The following is a 22,467-nucleotide window of genomic DNA, read 5'->3' on the forward strand; positions in this document are numbered from 1 at the left end:
ATGTAAATTACTGTATGAGCATATATAAGATACTTTATGTGAATATCTTGTTCACGCACTTATCTATGGGCGTTATTAACTGAAAGGGAGGGAGGGAATTAATACTTTTGCATTTATACAAGGATGAGACTCATTTTACCTGATAAGAGTAATGATGAGAACATTGGCATCGTTAATAGTAAGAGAATAAAGATATTTTGAGGTATGCAAAAGTATCAGCAGGATTCTTCTATTAATCATGTCATCTGCATAAAGATCAGTGGAGTTAAGCATGCTTGAACACAACTTAGTAGCCGACGACCAAGTAACTAAAAAGAAGGTAGTGATGTTCACTTAAGAAGTGTCGACCTCAATTTATTAACGGTTTTTGATGCTGTGATGCAAATGCATAATGTAACACGTGCAGCCCAGTCACTGGGGATGTCCCAGCCTGCGGTGAGTAACGCAGTCGCCCGCTTGAAAGTGATGTTTAATGATGAGCTGTTTGTTCGTTATGGCCGTGGTATCCAGCCTACCGCCAGGGCTCGTCAGTTGTTTGGCCCGGTTAGACAAGCTCTACAATTAGTTCAAAATGAGCTACCCGGTGCTGGCTTTGAAGCCAAAAAAAGTGGGCGAATCTTTAATCTATCTATTTGTAGCCCGTTAGATATTAGATTGACGGCACAAATAATAGAAAGTGTTAAGCAATTAGCGCCTAATGTTCAACTCATTATCAAATCTTATTTGAATGATAATATTGAGCATCAGTTACGTTATCAAGAGACCGAGTTTGTGATAGGTTATACCAAGTTTGAGCGCCCAGACTTCCATTACTTATCAATATCTAATGATGAGTCCGTTTTGGCGGTCTCAAAAAATCACCCCCGTATTGATAATTCAATTACGCAAGAACAGCTCCTTTCAGAGTCACACGCGGTAGTGTCATTGGATAAAATAGGTTCTTTCAGTGAGCATTATTATGAATCAGAAATAAGTGCTCAAACTATTGTATATGAAAGTACCGATATGAATAGTGTGCTTAATATTGTATCCCAAACTTGCTTTGTGGCTATTGCCCCTCGCTGGCTTGTTCAAACATACAGTGAAGCACTTAATCTGAAACTTATCTCTTTACCTTGGAAGGAAACATGCCGCCCATGTTATCTCACGTGGCACGAATCTACTGATAGAGATAAAGGCCATCAGTGGATGAAAGAGTTACTCAGCCAATTGGATACTCCTGAGTAATTACTTTTGTTAACCCCTGCTGCTGGAATCATATTATTTTCAGTGGCAGGTAAAGGTAACAACTAAATTAAAACATATTTTGTTTCCAGCCATTGGTCAGTTCAATACAACGTTATTGCCGTGTTTACCCCTCACTCCTATGGTTCTAAACGCTCTCTTTTTCATCAAAGTCAATTTCAGCTCACACTTCTACTCTGAATTTTGTTTGCCATAGCCAATAGAGCAGGTAGACTGCGCGAAAAAAAGTGAACACATGTAAGCTGAATGCCAATTAGTGGTAAGTTACAGTACACTTTAATGGATAATCAATACCCAATAGATTTCAAGGTGTAGCAAGGCGGTAAATGAAAGGCTCCCAATGAACGGACTCCGTCACGTGATTTGGATGAGCACCCGCCATCACACAGTAGCAACTTGGAAGACAGCAAGTATATAGCGAGCGGCGATGTTATGACCCACACATTAGAGCAATACCACCTTGTGCGCCGTCTGCGCCAACAAATCAGCCACCGTGCTGACCAGATAGCTTGGCGTGAATGGTCACCCGAGGGTGAAAAACAACTAAGCTGGCAGCAGGTTGACACGCATGTCACCCGGATTTCAGCAGCTTTGTTATCCCTCGGGGTTGCCATTCAGGAGCGCATTGGGATTTTTGCCAACAACAGTATGACTTGGTCGTTGGCGGATTTAGCTATTTTACAGTTGCGTGGCGTCAGCGTCCCACTGTATGCCACCAATACCAGCACTCAGGCGGCTTATGTGCTCAATGATGCCGATGTGCGTATTTTATTTGTCGGTGGACAGACACAATTTGATGTTGCCGCAACACTAAAGCCGCTGTGCCCGCAACTTGCTCAAATTATTGTATTAGACCCCGCAGTCGATTTGCGCGGTTGTGAATACGCCCAACACTTAGCTGATTTTGAGCAACAACCTGATGCGGTCCAACAGCACCTACTCACTACGCGTATAGATAGTTGCGACTTAAATGATTTATTCACACTGATTTATACCTCGGGTACCACGGGTGAACCTAAAGGTGTGATGCTGGATTACCGTAATATGGCAGCCCAGCTTTATTTGCACGATCAGCGCTTAACCCTGACAGCAGAGGATGTCTCTCTTAGTTTCCTGCCATTATCCCATGTGTTTGAGCGGGCGTGGAGCTTCTATGTAATGCATACCGGCGCACAAAATGTCTATATCAGCGACACTGATTGGGTGCGCTCGGCGATGCAGGTAGTAAAGCCGACAGTGATGTGTGCCGTCCCTCGTTTTTACGAGAAGATATTCAGTGCCATCAATGACAAAGTTGCTCTGGCAAAATGGCATCGCCGGATATTGTTTCGCTGGGCGGTAGGCCGGGGTGAGCGCAAATTCCAAAGCCTGCAACGTGGGGAAACATTATCATTGTTATCCGAACAGCTGTACCAGCTGGCGGATCGTCTGGTGTTGAGGAAATTGCGAGGGGTGTTGGGGGGTAGAGTGCGCTTTTTACCGGCCGCCGGTGCTCGGTTAGATGACAATATCATCCTGTTTTTCCAGTCCATCGGTATCAACATTAAGTACGGCTATGGCATGACCGAAACCTGTGCCACCGTCTCTTGTTGGGAAGAGCAAGACTTCCGGTTCGGCTCTATCGGTAAGCCATTACCGGGGATTGATGTGCGTTTGGGCGCAGAGAATGAAATTCAGGTACGTGGCCCGATTGTGATGCGTGGTTACTTTAATAAACCGCAACAGACGGCAGAGTCGTTCACCGAAGATGGTTGGCTCAAAACGGGGGATGCCGGGGCGTTGGATGCTCAGGGTAATTTGTTTATCACCGAACGGCTGAAAGATTTGATGAAAACCTCCGGCGGCAAATACATTGCGCCGCAAATGATTGAGGGCACACTCGGTCAGGATCGTTTCATTGAGCAGGTCGCGATTATTGCCGATACGCGCAAATTTGTCTCAGCGCTGATTGTGCCCTGTTTTGAATCAGTTGAAGAGTATGCTCGTTCGATAAACCTGAAATACCACGACCGGTTAGAGTTGTTACGCCATAGCCATATTGTCGGTTTGTTTGAACAAAGACTGAAAGATATGCAAAAAGAGTTGGCGATGTTCGAGCAGGTTAAGCGCTTTACGTTGTTACCACAGGCATTCACCATGGAAACCGGTGAACTGACACCGACGATGAAATTGCGTCGCAAAATCATTCTCCAGCGTTATCAGAATGAAATTGATTCGATGTACCGTGATTAATCGATAGTGTTATTACGTTGCTGTCTGTTGTTAACAGGCAGCCGCTGTTTTTCTGAACGTTCAGCACTTTCGCCACCTGGCTCGGTATCGCCCCCGGTTTTTTCTTCCTCCGATGCATAAAAATTATCAGCCTAATTAAGTTCTATGATTGGTCATCTTGACGGTGTTTAAACTAAGATCACTCCTTAACAGGCAGTGTTTTATGTTTGGAATGCGAGCAAAAACAGAGTGCGACCAACAGAATTGTCTTTAGCGCAGCGAATTGCCATTTGCCTGCCAGAAAATCTGACGTTATGTTAATAAGTTGGTTACGTTAAAAATAATAAATATAGGAATCAGGGCGTAGTGCCTTTCCTACAGGATCCCGTGGAAATGACTTCCCGTTATCCAATGAGCAAACAAAGCCTGGAGGCAAAACCCATGGAGATGTTGTCAGGAGCCGAGATGGTTGTCCGGTCGTTAATCGACCAGGGCGTGAAGCATGTATTCGGTTATCCCGGCGGGGCCGTACTTGATATCTACGATGCCCTGCACACGGTCGGCGGCATCGATCACGTGCTGGTACGCCATGAACAAGGCGCGGTTCACATGGCCGATGGTTATGCTCGGGCAACCGGTGAGGTTGGCGTGGTGCTGGTCACTTCCGGCCCTGGGGCGACCAATGCCATTACCGGTATTGCTACCGCGTATATGGATTCTGTACCGATGGTGGTGCTTTCCGGTCAGGTACCTAGCTCATTGATAGGTTACGATGCTTTTCAGGAATGTGACATGGTGGGGATCTCCCGCCCAGTGGTGAAACACAGTTTTCTGGTGAAGCGCACTGAAGATATTCCAATGGTATTGAAAAAAGCCTTCTATCTGGCATCGACTGGCCGCCCAGGTCCGGTCGTTATCGATTTGCCAAAAGATATCGTTGGCCCTGCGGTAAAAATGCCTTACGCCTACCCGGATCAGGTTAGCTTGCGCTCTTATAACCCCACGGTACAAGGCCATCGTGGGCAGATTAAACGTGCGCTGCAAACTATTCTGGCGGCTAAAAAGCCCATCATGTATGTCGGCGGTGGGGCGATTAATTCTGCCTGCCACGAAGAGCTGCTAGCTCTTGCTGAGCAACTGAATTTGCCGGTGACCAGCTCTTTGATGGGGCTGGGGAGCTTCCCGGGCACTCATCGCCAAAGCGTGGGCATGTTGGGGATGCACGGGACATTCGAAGCCAATATGGCGATGCACAATACGGATCTGATTTTTGCCGTTGGCGTGCGCTTTGATGACCGAACCACCAATAATCTGGCGAAATACTGCCCGAATGCCACTGTGGCACACATTGATATCGACCCGACTTCAATTTCGAAAACCGTAAATGCTGATATTCCGATTGTTGGTGATGCCAAACAAGTCTTGGTACAGATGCTGGAGCTGCTGTCTCAGATTGATTGCACACAAGATTGCGATAGTTTGCGTGATTGGTGGCAATCCATCGAACAATGGCGTGCCCGTAATTGCCTGAGTTACAACAAAGACAGCGGAAAAATCAAGCCGCAGGCAGTGATCGAAACCCTACATCGCCTCACCAGCGGTGATGCCTATGTCACCTCTGATGTCGGTCAACACCAGATGTTCGCCGCACTTTATTATCCGTTTGATAAACCACGCCGTTGGATTAACTCAGGAGGCCTTGGGACAATGGGCTTTGGCCTGCCGGCAGCGCTTGGCGTTAAACTGGCGTTACCAGACGAAACCGTAGTTTGCGTTACCGGTGATGGTAGCATCCAGATGAATATTCAGGAGTTATCTACTGCACTGCAATATAACTTGCCAGTGCTGGTGCTGAACCTGAACAACCGCTATCTCGGCATGGTGAAACAGTGGCAGGATATGATCTACTCTGGCCGCCACTCACAGTCTTATATGGATTCGCTGCCTGACTTCGTCAAATTGGCTGAAGCTTATGGTCATATTGGTGTTTCCATCCGCACGCCGGATGAGTTGGAAAGCAAACTGGCTGATGCCCTGGCACAATTATCCGCGACCAAGCGTTTGGTATTTGTAGATGTGACGGTTGATGAAACGGAGCATGTTTACCCGATGCAGATTCGTGGTGGTGGCATGGACGAAATGTGGCTTAGCAAAACGGAGAGGACATAATTATGCGCCGCCGGATTTTATCAGTTCTACTGGAAAACGAATCAGGTGCCCTCTCAAGAGTGGTGGGCCTGTTTTCTCAACGTGGTTATAACATTGAGAGTTTAACGGTTGCGCCGACCGACGATCCTACACTTTCCCGCATGACGATTCAGACCGTAGGTGATGCCAAAGTTCTGGAGCAGATAGAAAAACAGCTACATAAATTGGTGGATGTACTGCGCGTCAGTGAGCTGGTTTCTGGCTCACATGTTGAACGTGAGATTATGCTGGTGAAGTTGCAGGCCAGTGGCTACGGGCGTGAGGAAGTGAAACGGTGTGCGGAAATATTCCGTGGGCAAATTGTGGATGTTACCGCCACGCTCTACACTGTCCAACTGGCGGGCACCAGTGATAAACTGGATGCATTCCTCAATGCGGTGCGGGAAGTGGCAGAAATTGTTGAAGTTGCCCGCTCAGGCATTGTTGGTGTGTCACGCGGTGACAAGATTATGCGTTAATGAAACTTATTAACACTGACTAATCTCCAATAATCAGGCTCGGCAGGTGTGTCGGGCTTTTTTTTTCTTATTTTTTAACCGAGATAGCGTTATAGGGCGGTTAAAGCGGTTGCTCAATAGTGAGTTCTGCGGTTAGATCTACAGTGTGCTATATCCGTAGTTAAACTATGTCTATAAATCGTGTGTTTTAGCCTGTAACACTGCGGTTTATTGGCGTATTGAGAAACGCTGGGATATTTAGCTCTGGCAGACATCATGCCTTTCATCACTTTATTGGGTTTATAAGGGGTTAATGTGAAACTGGATGAAATCGCGCGTCTTGCGGGCGTTTCGCGTACAACGGCCAGTTATGTCATTAATGGCAAAGCGAAACAGTACCGAGTCAGCGATAAAACAGTAGACAAAGTTATGGCGGTTGTCAGGGAACATAACTATCACCCAAATGCTGTTGCGGCAGGATTGCGCGCGGGCAGAACCCGCTCCATCGGTTTGGTGATCCCGGATCTTGAGAATACCAGCTATACCCGCATTGCAAATTATCTGGAACGCCAGGCGCGCCAGCGCGGTTATCAACTGTTGATAGCCTGCTCGGAAGATCAACCAGATAACGAGATGCGTTGTATCGAACACCTGTTACAGCGTCAGGTTGATGCCATTATCGTTTCTACCGCATTGCCCCCTGAGCACCCTTTTTACCAGCGCTGGGCTAATGATCCATTGCCAATAATTGCATTGGATCGGGCGCTAGATCGGGAGCATTTCATTAGCGTCGTCGGCGCGGATCAAGAAGATGCACTGATGTTGGCACAAGAACTGCGTGCCTTCCCGGCGGAATCTGTATTGTATTTAGGCGCGCTGCCGGAGCTGTCAGTCAGTTTCTTGCGTGAGATGGGATTCCGTGAGGCGTGGAAAGATGATCCACGTAAAGTCGATTACCTGTATGCCAATAGCTACGAGCGCGAAGCTGCCGGTGTGCTGTTTGCGCAGTGGCTTAAGACCCACCCAATGCCACAGGCGTTGTTTACCACCTCATTCCAGCTACTACAGGGCGTTATGGATGTTACCTTAAAGCAAAGTGGGCGTTTACCCAGTAATCTGGCGATTGCTACTTTTGGTGATAACGAGCTGCTGGACTTCCTTGAGTGCCCAGTACTGGCGGTGGCACAGCGTCACCGCGATGTTGCCGAGCGCGTACTGGAGCTGGTATTAGCCAGTCTGGATGAACCGCATAAACCGAAACCGGGTTTAACCCGTATTCGCCGCAATTTGTTCCGCCGTGGCAGTTTGAGCCGCAAGTAACCGAGTAATAAACATTTCGGTTCGCTTAATACCCAATAGATTTTATGGTGCAGGAGGCGGCAGCGGCCTCAACGAGGTGAGGCCTATGGATGGGCCGAGTAGTGAGCACAGCCAACACACCTGCACCATGAAAGATGACGGGTATTCAAATATAGCCCGCCACGCGGAACAATCGACGGCAATATTCCAGGAAATAGCCGTAAGCCACACCCATCGCCATCGAAACCAACGCGTTACTGGTAACCGCTGTAGTGATTTGCTCTAAATCAGCCCCGACCGACCACAAAATCATGGCATAAACCGGAGACTGGAAGCTGACATAGGCCAGTAAGTCTGCCAGATTCCGTGCCCAAAAATACTTGCCGGCATGATGACGCGCAAAGCGGATAAAGGCATCCCGATACACCCCATAAGGCCAGGCAATAAGGATATTGACCGGTATTGAAACCAGGCGAGAAGAAAGAGACTGCTGGAAGGTCATTCCCGAGATCACGATTTCAATTATCATGCCGATGACAAAACAATACACTACCAGTGCAAAAGTATCGGCTGCGGCACTACGCAGACGGGACCCAGTTGAAAACATTGTGATTAACTCCCTACTTGGGGGGAAAATCTGCTAAAACGCCAATTCATGAGATTATTAGCAGGATTTATATATTGCTCATCATTTGAATGACAGGTGATTGTATTGCTTTTTTGCTTTTGATGTAGTTTACAGTGCTATTGTTTGTAATATAACCAGCTCAAAATTTTTATTTTTAACATTTGGCTGATTTTTATACTTTGTACTGTGAGTAATTGAGCTTTTGGTGGTTTTTTAAATGGTAAGGTGTCTTGTTTTACTTTAAAAACAGATAGTTGTGTTTCTACGTTATCAGCCGAGGGGGGCCGGCAAAGGTCAGTCAAATTTAAAATAATGAGTGAGGCAAAAACTAAATCATTCAATTTTGCTAATTTAAGATTTATCTGTCTGAAGGCATTCATATTTCAGTGATGCCCGGAAATAGACACCAATAATTTATTTCAAAATAGATTAATCCCCGTCGGTTAATTGAAGTAAAATGTCGCGCCAGTAACACTTGTTGTTCTCAAGGTTATTATTGTGTTGCTGTGGGTTTTGCCGTCGATTACCGCTGTTTTTCCTTAGGAGACGCCAGCGGCAGCGGGTTTTGTGCTCAGGCTGTTTATTTTTAGACCGTACAATTTTCATACTAAAAATGAGACATTCCTTGCAGAAGGAAATAATGAGACAATTAATCGACAATTAATTATTTATTTAAGTAGCTGGAATTACTGGCGGAAAAATAGCCCGTTTATCATGACGTTAATTTCTATTACAACCACTAAAATAGCCCCTTCTACGAGATATATCTCAAAAACGGCCCATAAATATTGTCAAAGCGCATCGGCTCTGGCTTGACAAGGTTTTCATACCATCCGTAAACTCTTTAATGTGGGGATTTGTGGGGTAAAGTGGCGAATTGGGTCATGAAGGGGTAACTCAGTCATGTTTCGTGGTGCAACGATGGTTAACCTCGACAGTAAAGGGCGGCTTGCCGTACCTACCCGTTATCGGGATCTACTGAATGAGGAATCGCAGGGCCAGATGGTCTGTACCATAGACCTTCACCAACCATGCCTGTTGCTTTATCCACTCCCTGAATGGGAAATCATTGAACAAAAATTATCCCGTCTGTCGAGCATGAATCCGGCTGAACGTCGGGTTCAGCGTTTGCTGTTAGGGCACGCCAGTGAATGTCAGATGGATGGTGCTGGGCGCTTACTGATCGCAGGAACACTGCGACAGCATGCCGGGCTGAATAAAGAAGTGATGCTGGTTGGGCAGTTCAACAAGTTTGAACTGTGGGATGAACAGACCTGGTATCAACAAGTCAAGGATGACATCGACGCAGAACAGTCCACTCAGGAACCATTGTCTGAGCGGCTACAGGACTTATCGCTATAAGCATGGTAGATAACAACAAAATTGTAGATAACAACTACAAGCATACAAGCGTATTGCTGGATGAGGCGGTAAATGGCCTGAACATCCGCGATAACGGCATCTATATTGACGGAACTTTTGGCCGTGGTGGCCATTCGCGTCTGATTCTGTCCCAGCTTGGGCCAGAAGGGCGTCTGATTGCAATTGACCGTGACCCACAAGCTATCGAAGCGGCAAAATCTATTACAGATCCGCGTTTCTCTATCGTACACGGTCCTTTTTCCGAGTTAGCACATTATGTGCGAGAGCTGGACTTAGTGGGCCGGATTGACGGTGTATTGCTGGATCTCGGGGTTTCATCACCACAGTTGGATGACCCTGAGCGTGGCTTCTCTTTCATGCGTGACGGGCCGTTGGATATGCGCATGGACCCCTCCCGTGGATTATCTGCTGCTGAATGGTTGATGAAAGCCAGTGCTGACGATATCGCGTGGGTGCTGAAAACCTTTGGTGAAGAGCGTTTTGCCAAGCGTCTGGCCAAAGCCATTGTTGAGCGCAACCTTACTCAACCGATGACTCGCACCAAAGAGCTGGCGGATTTGATTGCCAACGCCAGCCCATTTCGCGAAAAGCACAAACATCCTGCTACCCGTAGCTTCCAGGCTATTCGTATCTATATCAATAGTGAGTTGGAAGAGATTGAGCGCGCACTTGATGGCGCACTTGAAGTCCTGGCCCCTGCGGGCCGTTTGTCAGTGATTAGCTTCCACTCTCTTGAAGATCGCATTGTTAAAAACTTTATTCGTCATCACAGCCGTGGACCACAGGTGCCGGCGGGGTTGCCATTGACGGAAGCGCAATTACGCAGCATGGGTGGGCGCACATTGAAATCGGTTGGCAAGATGATGCCTCCAGATGCTGAAGTGGCTGAAAACCCACGGGCACGAAGCTCGGTATTGCGTTTTGCCGAGAGGATTAAAGAGTGATAGGCAGCGAACGCCACGGTTTAGTTGGGGTCATCGGCGGTGATTTAATCCGCAATGCGAAGATCCCGTTGATTTTACTGATCGCGGTGTTGGTATCTGCTGTTTTCGTGGTAACCACCGCCCACCGTACACGCTTGTTGACCGCAGAGCGTGAGCAGTTGGTGCTGGAACGGGACGCGCTGGATATCGAGTGGCGTAACCTGATTCTGGAAGAGAATGCGTTGGGTGACCACAGTCGTGTGGAAAGTATCGCGACTGACAAATTGAAAATGCAACATGTTGATCCATCACAAGAAAATATTGTGGTTAAACAATAAATTTCTCCAATAAATAAAGGAATGAGTCGCCACCATGACGCCTAGCAGCCAAGGTAACGGATGAAAGCAACGCGCCCCGGGAAGTTAAAGCGCCAGGAAGAACAAGCCAGCTTTATTAGCTGGCGTTTTGCGTTGCTGTGCGGCTGTATTTTACTGGCATTGGTCGGTTTGATGTTACGTACTGCATACCTGCAAGTGATTAACCCTGACAGACTGGTGCGTGAGGGTGATATGCGCTCGTTGCGGGTACAGGAAGTGCCAACAGCCCGTGGCATGATCAGTGACCGTTCAGGCCGCCCGTTGGCGGTTAGCGTACCGGTTAATGCGGTTTGGGCAGATCCGAAAGAGCTGACCGAGCGTGGGGGGATTACGTTAGATACTCGCTGGAAAGCGCTATCGGATGCACTGGAAATTCCACTGGATCAATTGGCGGCCCGAATTAATGCTAACCCGAAGGGACGTTTCGTTTATCTGGCGCGTCAGGTTAATCCTGCGATTGGCGACTATATCCATAAACTGAAACTCCCCGGTATCTATTTGCGCCAGGAATCACGCCGTTACTATCCGGCAGGCCAAGTGATGGCACACATTATCGGTGTGACCAACATCGATAGCCAAGGTATTGAAGGGGTTGAGAAAAGTTTTGACCGTTGGCTTACCGGGCAACCGGGTGAGCGTACGGTACGTAAAGACCGCTATGGCCGTGTCATTGAGGATATCTCTTCTGTCGATAGTCAGGCAGCACATAATCTGGTGTTGAGTGTTGATGAGCGTTTACAGGCGCTGGTGTATCGCGAATTGAACAATGCGGTGGCATTCAACAAAGCAGAATCAGGCACTGCGGTGCTGGTAGATGTGAGTACCGGCGAAGTATTAGCAATGGCGAATAGCCCGTCTTATAACCCGAATAACCTGACCGGAACGCCGAAAGATGCCATGCGTAACCGGGCGATAACCGATATTTTTGAACCCGGCTCCACAGTGAAGCCCATGGTAGTGATGACGGCATTGCAGCATGGCGTTGTGAAAGAAAACAGCGTGCTGAACACCTTGCCGTACTTTGTTAACGGTCACCAGATTAAAGACGTGGCCCGTTATGCAGAACTATCTGTGACCGGGATCTTGCAGAAGTCGAGTAACGTCGGCGTTTCTAAGCTGGCGTTAGCGATGCCATCCTCAGCGTTAGTAGATACTTACTCACGGTTTGGGTTTGGGAAAGCGACCAATTTGGGGTTGGTCGGAGAAAGCAGTGGCTTATATCCTAAAAAACAACGGTGGTCTGACATAGAGAGGGCCACCTTCTCTTTCGGCTACGGGCTAATGGTAACACCGTTACAACTAGCGCGAGTCTATGCAACCATCGGCAGCATGGGGATTTATCGCCCGCTGTCGATCACTAAAGTTGACCCGCCAGTGGCCGGTGAACGCGTTTTCCCTGAACCGCTGGTTCGTACCGTGGTTCATATGATGGAAAGCGTGGCATTACCTGGCGGCGGGGGCACCAAAGCCGCCATTAAAGGCTACCGTATTGCCATTAAAACCGGTACCGCCAAGAAAGTTGGCCCGGACGGTAAATATATGGACCGATACCTCGCTTACACCGCCGGCGTAGCGCCCGCGAGTAACCCTCGATTTGCTCTGGTTGTGGTCATCAATGACCCGCAGGCAGGGAAATATTACGGTGGTGCGGTTTCTGCACCGGTGTTCGGTGCCATCATGGGCGGCGTCCTGCGTACCATGAACATTGAGCCAGATGCGTTACCCACCGGTGATAAAAGCGAATTAGTGATTAATACAAAAGAGGGTTCAGGTGGCAGATCGTAACTTGCGCGACTTACTCGCTCCTTGGGGGCTAGACGTCCCGGAGCGTGCGCTACGGGAAATGACATTAGACAGCCGTGTTGCCGCTGCCGGGGATTTGTTTGTCGCCATTGTCGGCCATCAGACGGACGGGCGTCGCTATATCCCGCAAGCCATTGCACAAGGTGTTGCGGCAGTGGTCGCTGAAGCCGATGGTGTAGCGCCGGATGCCCGTGTGGTAGAGATGCACGGCATTCCTGTTATTTATTTGCGTAATTTGAATCAACATTTATCCAAGCTGGCGGGGCAATTCTACCATCAGCCGGGTACAGCATTACGTTTGGTCGGTGTGACGGGGACCAACGGCAAAACCACCACCACCCAACTGCTGGCACAATGGAGTCAGGCACTGGGGGAAACCAGCGCGGTAATGGGTACGGTTGGCAATGGTCTGTTAGGGCAAGTGATTCCGACGGAAAATACCACCGGTTCAGCGGTTGATATTCAACATTTACTGCGCAATTTGGTTGAGCAAGGGGCTACTTTTGCGGCGATGGAAGTTTCTTCCCACGGTTTGATTCAGAACCGCGTAGCCGCACTGCCGTTTGCAGCAGCAGTGTTTACTAACTTAAGCCGCGATCATCTGGATTATCACGGTAATATGGCGAGTTATGAGGCGGCAAAATGGTTGCTGTTCTCCACCCATCAATCCGAACATAAAATTATCAATGCTGATGACGAAGTCGGTCGCCGCTGGTTAGGGCAGTTGCCGCAAGCTGTTGCTGTCAGCATGGAAGACAAAGTTCCTACGGGCTGGAATGGCCCGTGGTTATCGGCGAGTAACGTTCATTATCACGATAACGGTGCCAGCATCACTTTTGACTCAAGCTGGGGCGAAGGCCAATTAGAAAGCCGTCTGATGGGGGCGTTTAACGTCAGTAATCTGCTGGTGGCACTGTCAACCCTCCTTTCTCTGGGGTATCCGTTAGCACAATTATTAGCAACCGCACCAAACCTGCAACCGGTGTGCGGGCGTATGGAAGTGTTTAACGCGCCCGGTAAGCCGACGGTGGTGGTGGATTATGCCCACACCCCGGATGCCTTGGAAAAAGCCCTGGCTGCGGCCCGCTTACACTGTAAAGGCCAGTTGTGGTGTGTGTTTGGTTGCGGTGGTGATCGTGACAAGGGTAAGCGCCCACTTATGGGCGGTATCGCAGAACAACTGGCGGATCGGGTGGTCGTCACCGACGATAACCCGCGCAGTGAAGAGCCGCAGGCTATCGTGGCGGATATTCTCAGTGGCTTGCTGGATGCCGGACATGCATTGGCAATTCATGGCCGTGCTGAAGCGGTGACCAGTGCCATTATGCAAGCCAAAGAAGAAGATGTCGTGCTGGTGGCGGGTAAAGGACATGAAGATTATCAATTAGTGGGTAATCGCCGCCTGGATTATTCAGACAGAGTTACCGTCGCCCGTTTATTGGGGGTGATGGCATGATTAAGGTCTCACTGCATTTTCTGTCTACGCTGCTTAATGCTGAATATATTGACAGTGAAAACGTCGACATCACCGAAGTGACCATTGATACCCGTAAGGTCACACCGGAGTGTTTGTTCGTGGCGCTGAAAGGCGAGCGTTTTGATGGGCATGATTTTGCAGAAGATGCTGTTGCCGCAGGTGCAGGCGCTTTGCTGGTAAGTAAACGCTTACTGGTGGGGGCACCTCAGTTAGTGGTCAAAGACACGCGTCTGGCACTGGGGCAATTTGCTGCGTGGGTGCGTGAACAAGTGCCTGCTCGGGTGGTGGCTTTAACCGGCTCATCCGGTAAAACCTCGGTAAAAGAAATGGTTGCCGCCATTTTGCGTCAATGCGGCAATGTGCTGTATACCGCCGGTAACTTCAATAACGATATTGGGGTGCCACTGACTTTACTGCGTTTGACGCCTGAACATGATTTTGCCGTGATTGAGCTGGGTGCTAATCATGTGGGCGAAATCGCCTACACCACGGATTTAAGCCGCCCTGAAAGTGCTTTGGTTAATAATTTAGCGGCCGCTCATCTGGAAGGTTTTGGTTCACTGGCAGGGGTGGCGAAGGCTAAAGGTGAAATTTTTGCCGGGTTGCCTGCTAACGGGACGGCAATTATTAATGCTGATAGCAATGACTGGCCGCATTGGCAGGAAATGCTGCACAACAAGCGTGTTTGGTATTTTTCACCTCGCGGCGCAGAAGATATCGATTTCTATGCCAGTGATGTGCGTATTACACCACAGGCGACACATTTCACCCTGCATTCGCCATTTGGCACCATAGCCATCGAATTGCCACTGCCGGGGCGACACAATATTGCTAACGCCTTGGCTGCAACGGCGTTAGCCATGTCGGTTGGCGCTGATTTAGCTGCCGTCCGCCAAGGGCTGGCACAATTACAAGCTGTACCGGGCCGTTTATTCCCGATTCAATTATCGGCAGGTAAATTGCTGCTCGATGACTCCTACAACGCCAATGTCGGCTCTATGACTGCCGCGGCCCAAGTGTTGGCAGAAATGCCCGGTTACCGCGTGCTGGTGGTGGGGGATATGGCCGAATTGGGTGATACCGCCGTAGATTGTCATCGCCAGGTGGGTGAGGCGGCCAGGCAGGCGGGAGTGGATAAAGTGCTGAGTGTTGGCACATTGAGTCAAACACTGAGTGATGCGAGCGGCAACGGCGAACATTTTCAGGATAAGAACACATTAGCAGCCCGTGTGAGTGAATTGCTGCTCGAACATCCGGTTATCACCGTCTTAATTAAAGGTTCACGTAGCGCCGCCATGGAAAATGTCGTGCGTGCGTTACAGGAGAATGCATCATGTTAGTTTGGTTGGCTGAATACTTAGTAAAATTTTACTCGGGCTTTAACGTCTTTTCCTATTTGACGTTCCGAGCCATTGTCAGTCTGTTGACGGCACTGTTTATTTCTTTGTGGATGGGGCCGCACCTGATTGCTTATTTGCAGAAATTGCAGATTGGTCAGGTAGTACGTAACGATGGGCCAGAGTCACACTTCAGTAAACGCGGCACGCCGACCATGGGCGGCCTGATGATTCTGTTCTCTATCACCATTTCAGTGCTGATGTGGGCTTACCCCTCCAATCCGTATGTCTGGTGTGTACTATTCATTCTTATCGGTTATGGCATCGTCGGTTTTATCGATGATTATCGCAAAGTAGTGCGTAAAAACACCAAAGGGTTGATCGCCCGCTGGAAGTATTTCTGGCAGTCAGTGATTGCACTTGCGGCAGCATTCGCCATGTACAGCATCGGTAAAGACACCGCGGCTACCGAGCTGGTGGTGCCATTTTTCAAAGACGTCATGCCGCAACTGGGTTTGATGTATATCTTGCTGGCTTACTTTGTGATTGTCGGTACCAGTAACGCGGTGAACCTGACTGACGGATTAGATGGTTTGGCCATTATGCCGACCGTGTTCGTCGCCGGTGGTTTTGCCTTGGTTGCCTGGGCGACCGGTAACGTGAATTTCGCCGCATACCTGCACATTCCTTATCTGCGCCATGCCGGTGAACTGGTGATTGTCTGTACCGCGATTGTGGGGGCTGGGCTGGGCTTCTTATGGTTTAACACCTATCCGGCACAGGTCTTTATGGGGGATGTCGGCTCGTTGGCCTTGGGTGGTGCGTTAGGCACTATCGCGGTATTACTGCGCCAAGAGTTCTTATTAGTGATTATGGGCGGGGTATTCGTGGTTGAAACGCTGTCGGTAATCCTACAGGTAGGTTCCTTTAAGTTGCGTGGGCAGCGTATTTTCCGCATGGCCCCGATTCATCATCACTACGAACTTAAAGGCTGGCCAGAACCACGGGTTATCGTGCGTTTCTGGATTATTTCGCTGATGCTGGTGCTGATTGGCCTGGCGACGCTGAAGGTGCGGTAATTATGGCTGATTATCAGGGTAAAAAAGTAGTCATTATCGGGCTGGGGCTAACCGGCCTTTCCTGCGTTGATTTCTTTATGGCGCGCGGGGTTACGCCGCGTGTGATGGATACCCGTATTAATCCGCCAGGCCTGGATAAATTGCCTGAAAGCGTTGAGCGCCATGTCGGCGACCTTCATCAGCAGTGGTTATTAGATGCAGATTTGATTGTGGCCAGCCCAGGCATCGCGCTGGCACATCCTGCCTTGAGTGACGCCGCTGAGGCGGGTGTCGAGATTGTCGGCGATATCGAGCTGTTCTGCCGTGAGAATCAGGCACCTGTAGTAGCGATTACCGGCTCTAACGGTAAAAGTACCGTGACCACGCTGGTGGGCGAGATGGCTAAAGCGGCGGGCTGGCAGGTTGGCGTCGGTGGCAATATCGGTGTTCCGGCTCTTACGCTATTGAAACAAGAAAACCAGTTGGTGGTATTAGAGCTATCGAGCTTCCAGTTGGAAACTACCTCAAGCTTGCATGCCAGTGCGGCCACCATCTTGAACGTAACAGAAGATCATACCGACCGTTATCCGTTCGGTTTGCAGCAATATCGCGCAGCTAAACTGCGAGTCTATGAAAACGCTAAAGTTTGTGTGGTGAATGCCGATGACGCGCTTACCATGCCGGTGCGTGGCGCTGATAGCCGCTGTATCAGCTTTGGTGTGGATGTGGGTGACTACCACCTGAATAAGCAGCAGGGGGAAATCTGGCTGCGGGTTCGGGGTGAGAAAGTGTTGAATACCCGTGAAATGAAATTGACCGGTCGCCATAACTATACCAATGCGTTGGCAGCACTGGCGCTGGCTGATGCTGTGGGGATTCCCCGCTCGTCAAGTTTGAAAGCATTGACCACCTTTACCGGTTTATCACACCGTTTCCAACTGGTGTTTGAGCACAATGGCGTGCGTTGGATTAATGACTCTAAAGCCACCAATGTTGGCAGTACGGAAGCAGCGTTGGATGGCTTGCAGGTTGACGGCACCTTGCATTTATTGTTGGGCGGCGACGGTAAATCCGCTGATTTCTCTGGGTTGACGCGTTTTCTGCAAGGCGACCATATCAAAATTTACTGCTTTGGCCGTGATGGTGAGCAACTGGCTGAATTACGCTCTGAGGTCTCTCAGCTTACCGAGACGATGGAACAGGCCATGGTACTGCTGGCGCAGAGACTGGCACCGGGAGATATGGTGTTGCTGTCTCCTGCTTGCGCCAGTTTGGACCAATTCCGCAGTTTTGAACAACGTGGTGATGAGTTTGCTCGCCTGGCAGAGGAGTTGGGCTGATGCGCATGCCGGGGCTGGGGCTGTTTAATACCGTAAAACATTTTGTGATGGGATCGCGCGAAAGCGACACCACCAGCATGGTGCTTTACGACAGAACCTTGCTGTGGCTGACATTCGGTTTGGCGATTATCGGCTTTGTGATGGTGACATCGGCATCAATGCCGATTGGTCAGCGTCTGGCCAGTGATCCCTTCTTATTTGCCAAACGTGATGCTCTCTATCTGGCGCTGGCATTGGGTTTGTCGCTGGTGACATTACGTATCCCGATGGCGGTCTGGCAGCGCTATAGCAATATCATGTTACTGATTTCGATAGTAATGTTGCTGGTGGTGTTGGTGGTGGGTAGCTCGGTAAACGGGGCATCACGCTGGATTTCATTGGGGCCGCTGCGTATTCAGCCAGCGGAATTATCCAAGCTGTCACTGTTTTGTTATCTGGCCAGCTATCTGGTGCGTAAGGTTGAAGAGGTTCGCAGTAATTTCTGGGGCTTCTGTAAACCGATGGGGGTCATGGTTATTCTGGCGGTGTTACTGCTGGCACAGCCTGATCTAGGCACGGTGGTGGTGCTGTTTATTACCACGCTGGCGATGCTGTTTCTAGCTGGCGCGAAAATGTGGCAGTTTTTGGCGATTATCGGCTCTGGTGTGTTTGCGGTTTGTCTGCTGATTGTTGCTGAACCCTACCGTATGCGCCGTGTGACATCCTTCTGGAATCCATGGGCGGATCCGTTCGGTAGTGGTTATCAGTTAACCCAGTCGCTGATGGCTTTTGGCCGTGGTGAATTCTGGGGGCAAGGCTTAGGTAACTCAGTGCAGAAACTGGAGTATTTACCGGAAGCGCATACCGACTTTATTTTCTCGATTTTAGGCGAGGAACTGGGGTATTTCGGTGTGGTTCTGGCACTGTTAATGGTATTCTTCGTCGCTTTTCGTGCTATGTCCATCGGCCGTCGCGCGTTGGAGATAGATCAGCGATTTTCTGGCTTTTTGGCTTGCTCAATCGGCGTCTGGTTCAGTTTTCAGGCTCTGGTTAACGTTGGGGCTGCTGCCGGAATGTTGCCGACCAAAGGGTTGACCTTACCACTGATCAGTTACGGTGGTTCGAGCTTGATTATTATGTCAACGGCAATTGTGCTGTTGCTACGCATTGATTTTGAAACACGTCTGGCAAAAGCCCAGGCGTTTGTAAGGAGTGCCCGATGAGTGGCAAGACCAAGCGTTTAATGGTGATGGCTGGTGGCACCGGGGGGCATGTCTTCCCCGGATTGGCCGTGGCACATCATCTGATGGCGCAAGGCTGGCAGGTGCGTTGGCTCGGCACCGCAGACCGAATGGAAGCGTCATTGGTACCCCAAAATGGCATTGAGATTGATTTCATCCAGATTTCTGGTTTACGCGGCAAGGGGCTAATGGCTCAACTGATGGCACCAGTGCGGATTTATCGTGCGGTGCGTCAGGCCAGGAAAATCATGCGTGACTACCAGCCGGACGTGGTGCTGGGCATGGGCGGTTATGTTTCCGGTCCCGGTGGTTTGGCGGCATGGCTGTGCGGTATTCCAGTAGTGTTGCATGAGCAAAATGGCATTGCCGGTTTGACTAATCGCTGGCTAGCCAGAATTGCCAAAAAAGTGTTACAGGCCTTCCCCGGCGCATTCCCAAATGCTGATGTGGTGGGCAATCCGGTTCGTACCGATGTTCTTGCGCTGCCATTGCCGGCGCAACGTTTGGTCGGCCGTGAAGGCCCGGTTCGTGTGTTGGTTATCGGTGGTAGCCAAGGTGCGCGGGTGCTAAATCAGACGATGCCGCAGGTTGCCGCACAGTTGGGTGAGAAAATCACGCTGTGGCATCAGGTAGGTAAAGGCGCATTGCCAGAAGTATTACAGGCATACCAGCAAGTCGGGCAGGGCGATGATAAGCATAAAATTACTGAGTTTATCGACGATATGGCAGCCGCTTATAGTTGGGCCGATGTGGTGGTGTGCCGTTCAGGTGCGCTGACGGTCAGTGAAATTGCCGCCGCAGGTTTACCGGCGATTTTTGTGCCGTTTCAGCATAAAGACCGGCAGCAGTATTGGAATGCACTGCCGCTGGAAAAGGCCGGTGCGGCCAAGATTATCGAGCAGCCGCAATTTAGCGCCGAGGCGGTCAGCAGCTTATTGGAACAGTGGGATCGAGCAACCTTACTAACTATGGCTGAACAGGCAAGGTCCGTGGCTATCCCGGATGCTACTGAGCGCGTAGCTGCTGAAGTGGTCGCGGCCAGTAAGTAATAGTAAAAACAGATAATGAACAGCAGGTAGTTAGGTTAATGCGGGCTGTGAATATGCAACAGACAAAAAAGTGAAGAGAAACGTGAATACACAACAACTGGCGAAACTACGAACTATCGTGCCCGAGATGCGTCGCGTCCGGCACATTCACTTTGTTGGCATCGGTGGTGCCGGCATGGGTGGTATCGCTGAAGTGTTGGCTAACGAAGGTTATCAGATTAGCGGTTCAGATTTGGCACCTAACCCGGTCACTCAGCATTTGGCCTCTTTGGGCGCACAAATCTATTTCCATCACCGTCCTGAAAACGTTCTGGACGCCAGTGTGGTCGTGGTTTCAACTGCAATCTCTGCGGATAATCCAGAGATAGTTGCGGCTCGCGAGGCGCGTATTCCGGTGATCCGCCGCGCAGAAATGCTGGCAGAGTTGATGCGTTTTCGTCATGGCATTGCGGTTGCAGGCACTCACGGCAAAACCACCACCACGGCGATGGTTTCCAGTATCTATGCTGAAGCCGGTCTGGATCCAACCTTTGTTAACGGCGGGTTGGTGAAAGCGGCAGGGACCCATGCTCGTCTTGGGTCCAGCCGTTACCTGATAGCAGAAGCCGATGAAAGTGATGCGTCATTTTTGCATCTGCAACCGATGGTGGCGATTGTCACGAATATCGAAGCCGACCATATGGATACTTATCAGGGCGACTTTGAGAACTTAAAACAGACGTTTATTAACTTTTTACACAACTTGCCATTCTATGGTCGTGCGGTGATGTGTATTGACGATCCGGTGGTGCGCGAGTTGCTACCACGGGTAGGCCGCCACATTACCACCTACGGTTTCAGTGATGATGCCGATGTGCAGATCGCCAGCTACCGGCAGGAAGGCCCACAGGGGCACTTCACGCTCAAACGCTTGGATAAGCCATTGATGACGGTGACCTTGAATGCACCGGGTCGTCATAACGCGCTGAATGCAGCGGCGGCGGTGGCCGTGGCGACAGAAGAAGGTATCGAAGACGAAGATATTCTGCGTGCGTTGGCAGGGTTCCAGGGGACTGGTCGCCGCTTTGATTTCCTCGGCAACTTCCCGCTGGCATCGGTCAATGGCAAAGAAGGCAGTGCGATGCTGGTTGATGACTACGGCCATCATCCAACTGAAGTGGATGCCACCATTAAAGCTGCGCGCGCGGGTTGGCCGGATAAGCGCATCGTGATGGTCTTCCAGCCGCACCGTTATACCCGTACCCGTGACCTGTACGACGACTTCGCCAATGTGTTATCGCAGGTTGATGTGCTACTGATGTTGGATGTGTACGCTGCCGGTGAACCGCCGATCCCAGGGGCTGATAGCCGCTCGTTGTGCCGCACCATCCGTAATCGTGGCAAGTTAGACCCAATTTTGGTTTCAGACAGTGAAACCGTACCTGAAATATTGGCGCAAGTGCTGAAAGGCGATGACCTGATTCTGGTTCAAGGCGCAGGTAACATTGGTAAAATTGCCCGTAAATTGGCTGAGCTTAAATTGCAGCCACAGATAAAAGATGAGGAACATCATGGCTGAGAAAGTCGCGGTACTGCTGGGTGGTACCTCCGCTGAACGTGAAGTGTCATTGCTATCAGGTCAGGCGGTATTAGCGGGCTTGAGAGAAGCAGGTATCGATGCCCATGGGATTGATACCCGAGACTTCCCAGTGACTCAGCTTAAAGAACAGGGCTTCGATAAGGTCTTTATCGCTTTACATGGCCGTGGTGGTGAAGATGGCACCTTGCAAGGGGTACTGGAATTCCTGCAACTGCCTTATACCGGCAGTGGTGTGATGGCGTCAGCCCTGACGATGGACAAATTACGCACCAAATTGGTGTGGCAGGCTTCAGATCTGCCGATTTCGCCTTATGTCGCGTTGAATCGTCAACAGTTTGAAACACTTTCGTCAGAGGAATTAGCAGCGGGTGTCGCTAAGCTTGGCCTGCCATTAATTGTTAAGCCAAGCCACGAAGGCTCCAGCGTTGGCATGAGTAAGGTTGATCACGTCGATCAATTGCAGAGTGCCTTGGTTGAAGCTTTCCGGCACGACAGTGATGTGCTGATAGAGCAATGGTTGAGTGGCCCGGAATACACCGTCGCGATCCTCGGTGATGATGTTTTACCGTCAATCCGTATTCAGGCGCCCGGCGTGTTCTATGATTATGAAGCCAAGTATCTGTCTGACGAAACACAATATTTTTGCCCAAGTGGTTTGAGCAATGAGTTGGAGCAACAATTGGCGACGCTGGCATTGCAGGCTTATCAGGCGCTGGGTTGCAGCGGTTGGGGCCGGGTGGATGTCATGCAAGACAGTGACGGCAGTTTTTACCTGCTTGAAGTGAACACTTCACCGGGTATGACTAGCCACAGTTTAGTGCCGATGGCAGCCCGCCAGTCAGGGTTGAGTTTCTCCCAACTGGTCGCTCGAATTTTGATGTTGGCTGACTGAT

The 22,467-nt window shown here is 49.9% G+C and carries 18 protein-coding genes and 1 pseudogene; 17 read left to right on the plus strand and 2 right to left on the minus strand.

Annotation, left to right across the window (positions count from 1 at the left end; genetic code table 11):
- Positions 1 to 271 precede the first annotated feature (271 nt).
- The 5 genes and pseudogenes from leuO to cra all read left to right on the plus strand — a co-directional run bounded on the left by leuO (position 272) and on the right by cra (position 7,421).
- Positions 272 to 1,227, plus strand: a pseudogene (gene leuO, locus V2A85_RS04905) (transcriptional regulator LeuO).
- Positions 1,228 to 1,677: 450 nt separating this feature from the next.
- Positions 1,678 to 3,477 carry an AMP-dependent synthetase/ligase gene (locus V2A85_RS04910; protein ID WP_420070976.1) on the plus strand — a complete coding sequence of 600 codons (1,800 nt, stop codon included), beginning with the start codon at positions 1,678 to 1,680 and terminating at the stop codon, positions 3,475 to 3,477.
- A gap of 420 nt (positions 3,478 to 3,897) precedes the next feature.
- Complete coding sequence (gene ilvI, locus V2A85_RS04915) at positions 3,898 to 5,625, plus strand: acetolactate synthase 3 large subunit (RefSeq protein ID WP_420070988.1); 1,728 nt, start codon at positions 3,898 to 3,900, stop codon at positions 5,623 to 5,625.
- 2 nt (positions 5,626 to 5,627) lie between these two features.
- Positions 5,628 to 6,122: an acetolactate synthase small subunit gene (ilvN, locus tag V2A85_RS04920; protein ID WP_004388986.1), complete on the plus strand. Its 495-nt coding sequence runs from the start codon at positions 5,628 to 5,630 to the stop codon at positions 6,120 to 6,122.
- 294 nt (positions 6,123 to 6,416) lie between these two features.
- Positions 6,417 to 7,421 carry a catabolite repressor/activator gene (gene cra / locus V2A85_RS04925; protein WP_005181395.1) on the plus strand — a complete coding sequence of 335 codons (1,005 nt, stop codon included), beginning with the start codon at positions 6,417 to 6,419 and terminating at the stop codon, positions 7,419 to 7,421.
- Positions 7,422 to 7,566: 145 nt separating this feature from the next.
- Here the strand turns inward: cra and V2A85_RS04930 are convergent, their stop codons facing one another.
- Positions 7,567 to 8,007 carry an L-alanine exporter AlaE gene (locus tag V2A85_RS04930; RefSeq protein ID WP_372558000.1) on the minus strand — a complete coding sequence of 147 codons (441 nt, stop codon included), beginning with the start codon at positions 8,005 to 8,007 and terminating at the stop codon, positions 7,567 to 7,569.
- A 137-nt stretch (positions 8,008 to 8,144) separates the two neighbouring features.
- Positions 8,145 to 8,408 (minus strand): hypothetical protein, encoded by a 264-nt coding sequence (locus V2A85_RS04935; protein WP_420070977.1) that lies wholly within the window; start codon positions 8,406 to 8,408, stop codon positions 8,145 to 8,147.
- A 523-nt stretch (positions 8,409 to 8,931) separates the two neighbouring features.
- Here V2A85_RS04935 and mraZ point away from each other — a divergent pair.
- The 12 genes from mraZ (at position 8,932) to V2A85_RS04995 (ending at position 22,466) form a co-directional block, all read left to right on the plus strand.
- Entirely contained in the window at positions 8,932 to 9,390 is a 459-nt protein-coding gene (gene mraZ, locus V2A85_RS04940) for a division/cell wall cluster transcriptional repressor MraZ (protein WP_004875568.1), read from the plus strand.
- Positions 9,391 to 9,392: 2 nt separating this feature from the next.
- Entirely contained in the window at positions 9,393 to 10,355 is a 963-nt protein-coding gene (gene rsmH / locus V2A85_RS04945) for a 16S rRNA (cytosine(1402)-N(4))-methyltransferase RsmH (protein WP_083160537.1), read from the plus strand.
- Positions 10,352 to 10,672: a cell division protein FtsL gene (gene ftsL / locus V2A85_RS04950; RefSeq protein WP_083160535.1), complete on the plus strand. Its 321-nt coding sequence runs from the start codon at positions 10,352 to 10,354 to the stop codon at positions 10,670 to 10,672. Before rsmH ends, ftsL begins: the two co-directional genes overlap by 4 nt.
- Positions 10,673 to 10,732: 60 nt before the next feature.
- On the plus strand, positions 10,733 to 12,496 hold the full coding sequence (locus V2A85_RS04955; RefSeq protein ID WP_083160533.1) for a peptidoglycan glycosyltransferase FtsI: 1,764 nt from the start codon (positions 10,733 to 10,735) through the stop codon (positions 12,494 to 12,496).
- Positions 12,483 to 13,970: a UDP-N-acetylmuramoyl-L-alanyl-D-glutamate--2,6-diaminopimelate ligase gene (murE, locus tag V2A85_RS04960; RefSeq protein ID WP_420070978.1), complete on the plus strand. Its 1,488-nt coding sequence runs from the start codon at positions 12,483 to 12,485 to the stop codon at positions 13,968 to 13,970. Before V2A85_RS04955 ends, murE begins: the two co-directional genes overlap by 14 nt.
- On the plus strand, positions 13,967 to 15,331 hold the full coding sequence (murF, locus tag V2A85_RS04965) for a UDP-N-acetylmuramoyl-tripeptide--D-alanyl-D-alanine ligase (RefSeq protein ID WP_420070979.1): 1,365 nt from the start codon (positions 13,967 to 13,969) through the stop codon (positions 15,329 to 15,331). Before murE ends, murF begins: the two co-directional genes overlap by 4 nt.
- The gene (mraY, locus tag V2A85_RS04970) at positions 15,325 to 16,407 is read left to right on the plus strand and encodes a phospho-N-acetylmuramoyl-pentapeptide-transferase (protein WP_083160529.1); all 1,083 of its coding nucleotides are present in this window, start codon (positions 15,325 to 15,327) and stop codon (positions 16,405 to 16,407) included. Before murF ends, mraY begins: the two co-directional genes overlap by 7 nt.
- 2 nt (positions 16,408 to 16,409) lie before the next feature.
- Positions 16,410 to 17,726, plus strand: a complete 1,317-nt coding sequence (gene murD / locus V2A85_RS04975; RefSeq protein ID WP_420070980.1) for a UDP-N-acetylmuramoyl-L-alanine--D-glutamate ligase — start codon at positions 16,410 to 16,412, stop codon at positions 17,724 to 17,726.
- The gene (ftsW, locus tag V2A85_RS04980; protein WP_050086107.1) at positions 17,726 to 18,928 is read left to right on the plus strand and encodes a cell division protein FtsW; all 1,203 of its coding nucleotides are present in this window, start codon (positions 17,726 to 17,728) and stop codon (positions 18,926 to 18,928) included. Before murD ends, ftsW begins: the two co-directional genes overlap by 1 nt.
- Positions 18,925 to 19,995, plus strand: a complete 1,071-nt coding sequence (murG, locus tag V2A85_RS04985; protein ID WP_420070981.1) for an undecaprenyldiphospho-muramoylpentapeptide beta-N-acetylglucosaminyltransferase — start codon at positions 18,925 to 18,927, stop codon at positions 19,993 to 19,995. The genes ftsW and murG overlap by 4 nt, the downstream gene beginning before the upstream one ends.
- 82 nt (positions 19,996 to 20,077) lie before the next feature.
- Entirely contained in the window at positions 20,078 to 21,553 is a 1,476-nt protein-coding gene (gene murC, locus V2A85_RS04990; protein ID WP_420070982.1) for a UDP-N-acetylmuramate--L-alanine ligase, read from the plus strand.
- Positions 21,546 to 22,466 (plus strand): D-alanine--D-alanine ligase, encoded by a 921-nt coding sequence (locus tag V2A85_RS04995; RefSeq protein WP_372558007.1) that lies wholly within the window; start codon positions 21,546 to 21,548, stop codon positions 22,464 to 22,466. The genes murC and V2A85_RS04995 overlap by 8 nt, the downstream gene beginning before the upstream one ends.
- The last annotated feature ends 1 nt before the right edge of the window (position 22,467 follow it).

Origin of the sequence: Yersinia sp. 1252 StPb PI, from assembly GCF_048593885.1 — a bacterium.
GTDB lineage: Bacteria > Pseudomonadota > Gammaproteobacteria > Enterobacterales > Enterobacteriaceae > Yersinia > Yersinia enterocolitica_E.

Excerpts from the sequence above, each read along its gene's own strand:
- V2A85_RS04910 (WP_420070976.1), top strand. The coding sequence starts at position 1,678 with ATGACCCACACATTAGAGCAATACCACCTTGTGCGCCGTCTGCGCCAA.
- ilvI (WP_420070988.1), top strand. The coding sequence starts at position 3,898 with ATGGAGATGTTGTCAGGAGCCGAGATGGTTGTCCGGTCGTTAATCGAC.
- ilvN (WP_004388986.1), top strand. The coding sequence starts at position 5,628 with ATGCGCCGCCGGATTTTATCAGTTCTACTGGAAAACGAATCAGGTGCC.
- V2A85_RS04930 (WP_372558000.1), bottom strand. The coding sequence starts at position 8,007 with ATGTTTTCAACTGGGTCCCGTCTGCGTAGTGCCGCAGCCGATACTTTT.
- V2A85_RS04935 (WP_420070977.1), bottom strand. The coding sequence starts at position 8,408 with ATGAATGCCTTCAGACAGATAAATCTTAAATTAGCAAAATTGAATGAT.
- mraZ (WP_004875568.1), top strand. The coding sequence starts at position 8,932 with ATGTTTCGTGGTGCAACGATGGTTAACCTCGACAGTAAAGGGCGGCTT.
- rsmH (WP_083160537.1), top strand. The coding sequence starts at position 9,393 with ATGGTAGATAACAACAAAATTGTAGATAACAACTACAAGCATACAAGC.
- V2A85_RS04955 (WP_083160533.1), top strand. The coding sequence starts at position 10,733 with ATGAAAGCAACGCGCCCCGGGAAGTTAAAGCGCCAGGAAGAACAAGCC.
- murF (WP_420070979.1), top strand. The coding sequence starts at position 13,967 with ATGATTAAGGTCTCACTGCATTTTCTGTCTACGCTGCTTAATGCTGAA.
- mraY (WP_083160529.1), top strand. The coding sequence starts at position 15,325 with ATGTTAGTTTGGTTGGCTGAATACTTAGTAAAATTTTACTCGGGCTTT.
- murD (WP_420070980.1), top strand. The coding sequence starts at position 16,410 with ATGGCTGATTATCAGGGTAAAAAAGTAGTCATTATCGGGCTGGGGCTA.
- ftsW (WP_050086107.1), top strand. The coding sequence starts at position 17,726 with ATGCGCATGCCGGGGCTGGGGCTGTTTAATACCGTAAAACATTTTGTG.
- murG (WP_420070981.1), top strand. The coding sequence starts at position 18,925 with ATGAGTGGCAAGACCAAGCGTTTAATGGTGATGGCTGGTGGCACCGGG.
- V2A85_RS04995 (WP_372558007.1), top strand. The coding sequence starts at position 21,546 with ATGGCTGAGAAAGTCGCGGTACTGCTGGGTGGTACCTCCGCTGAACGT.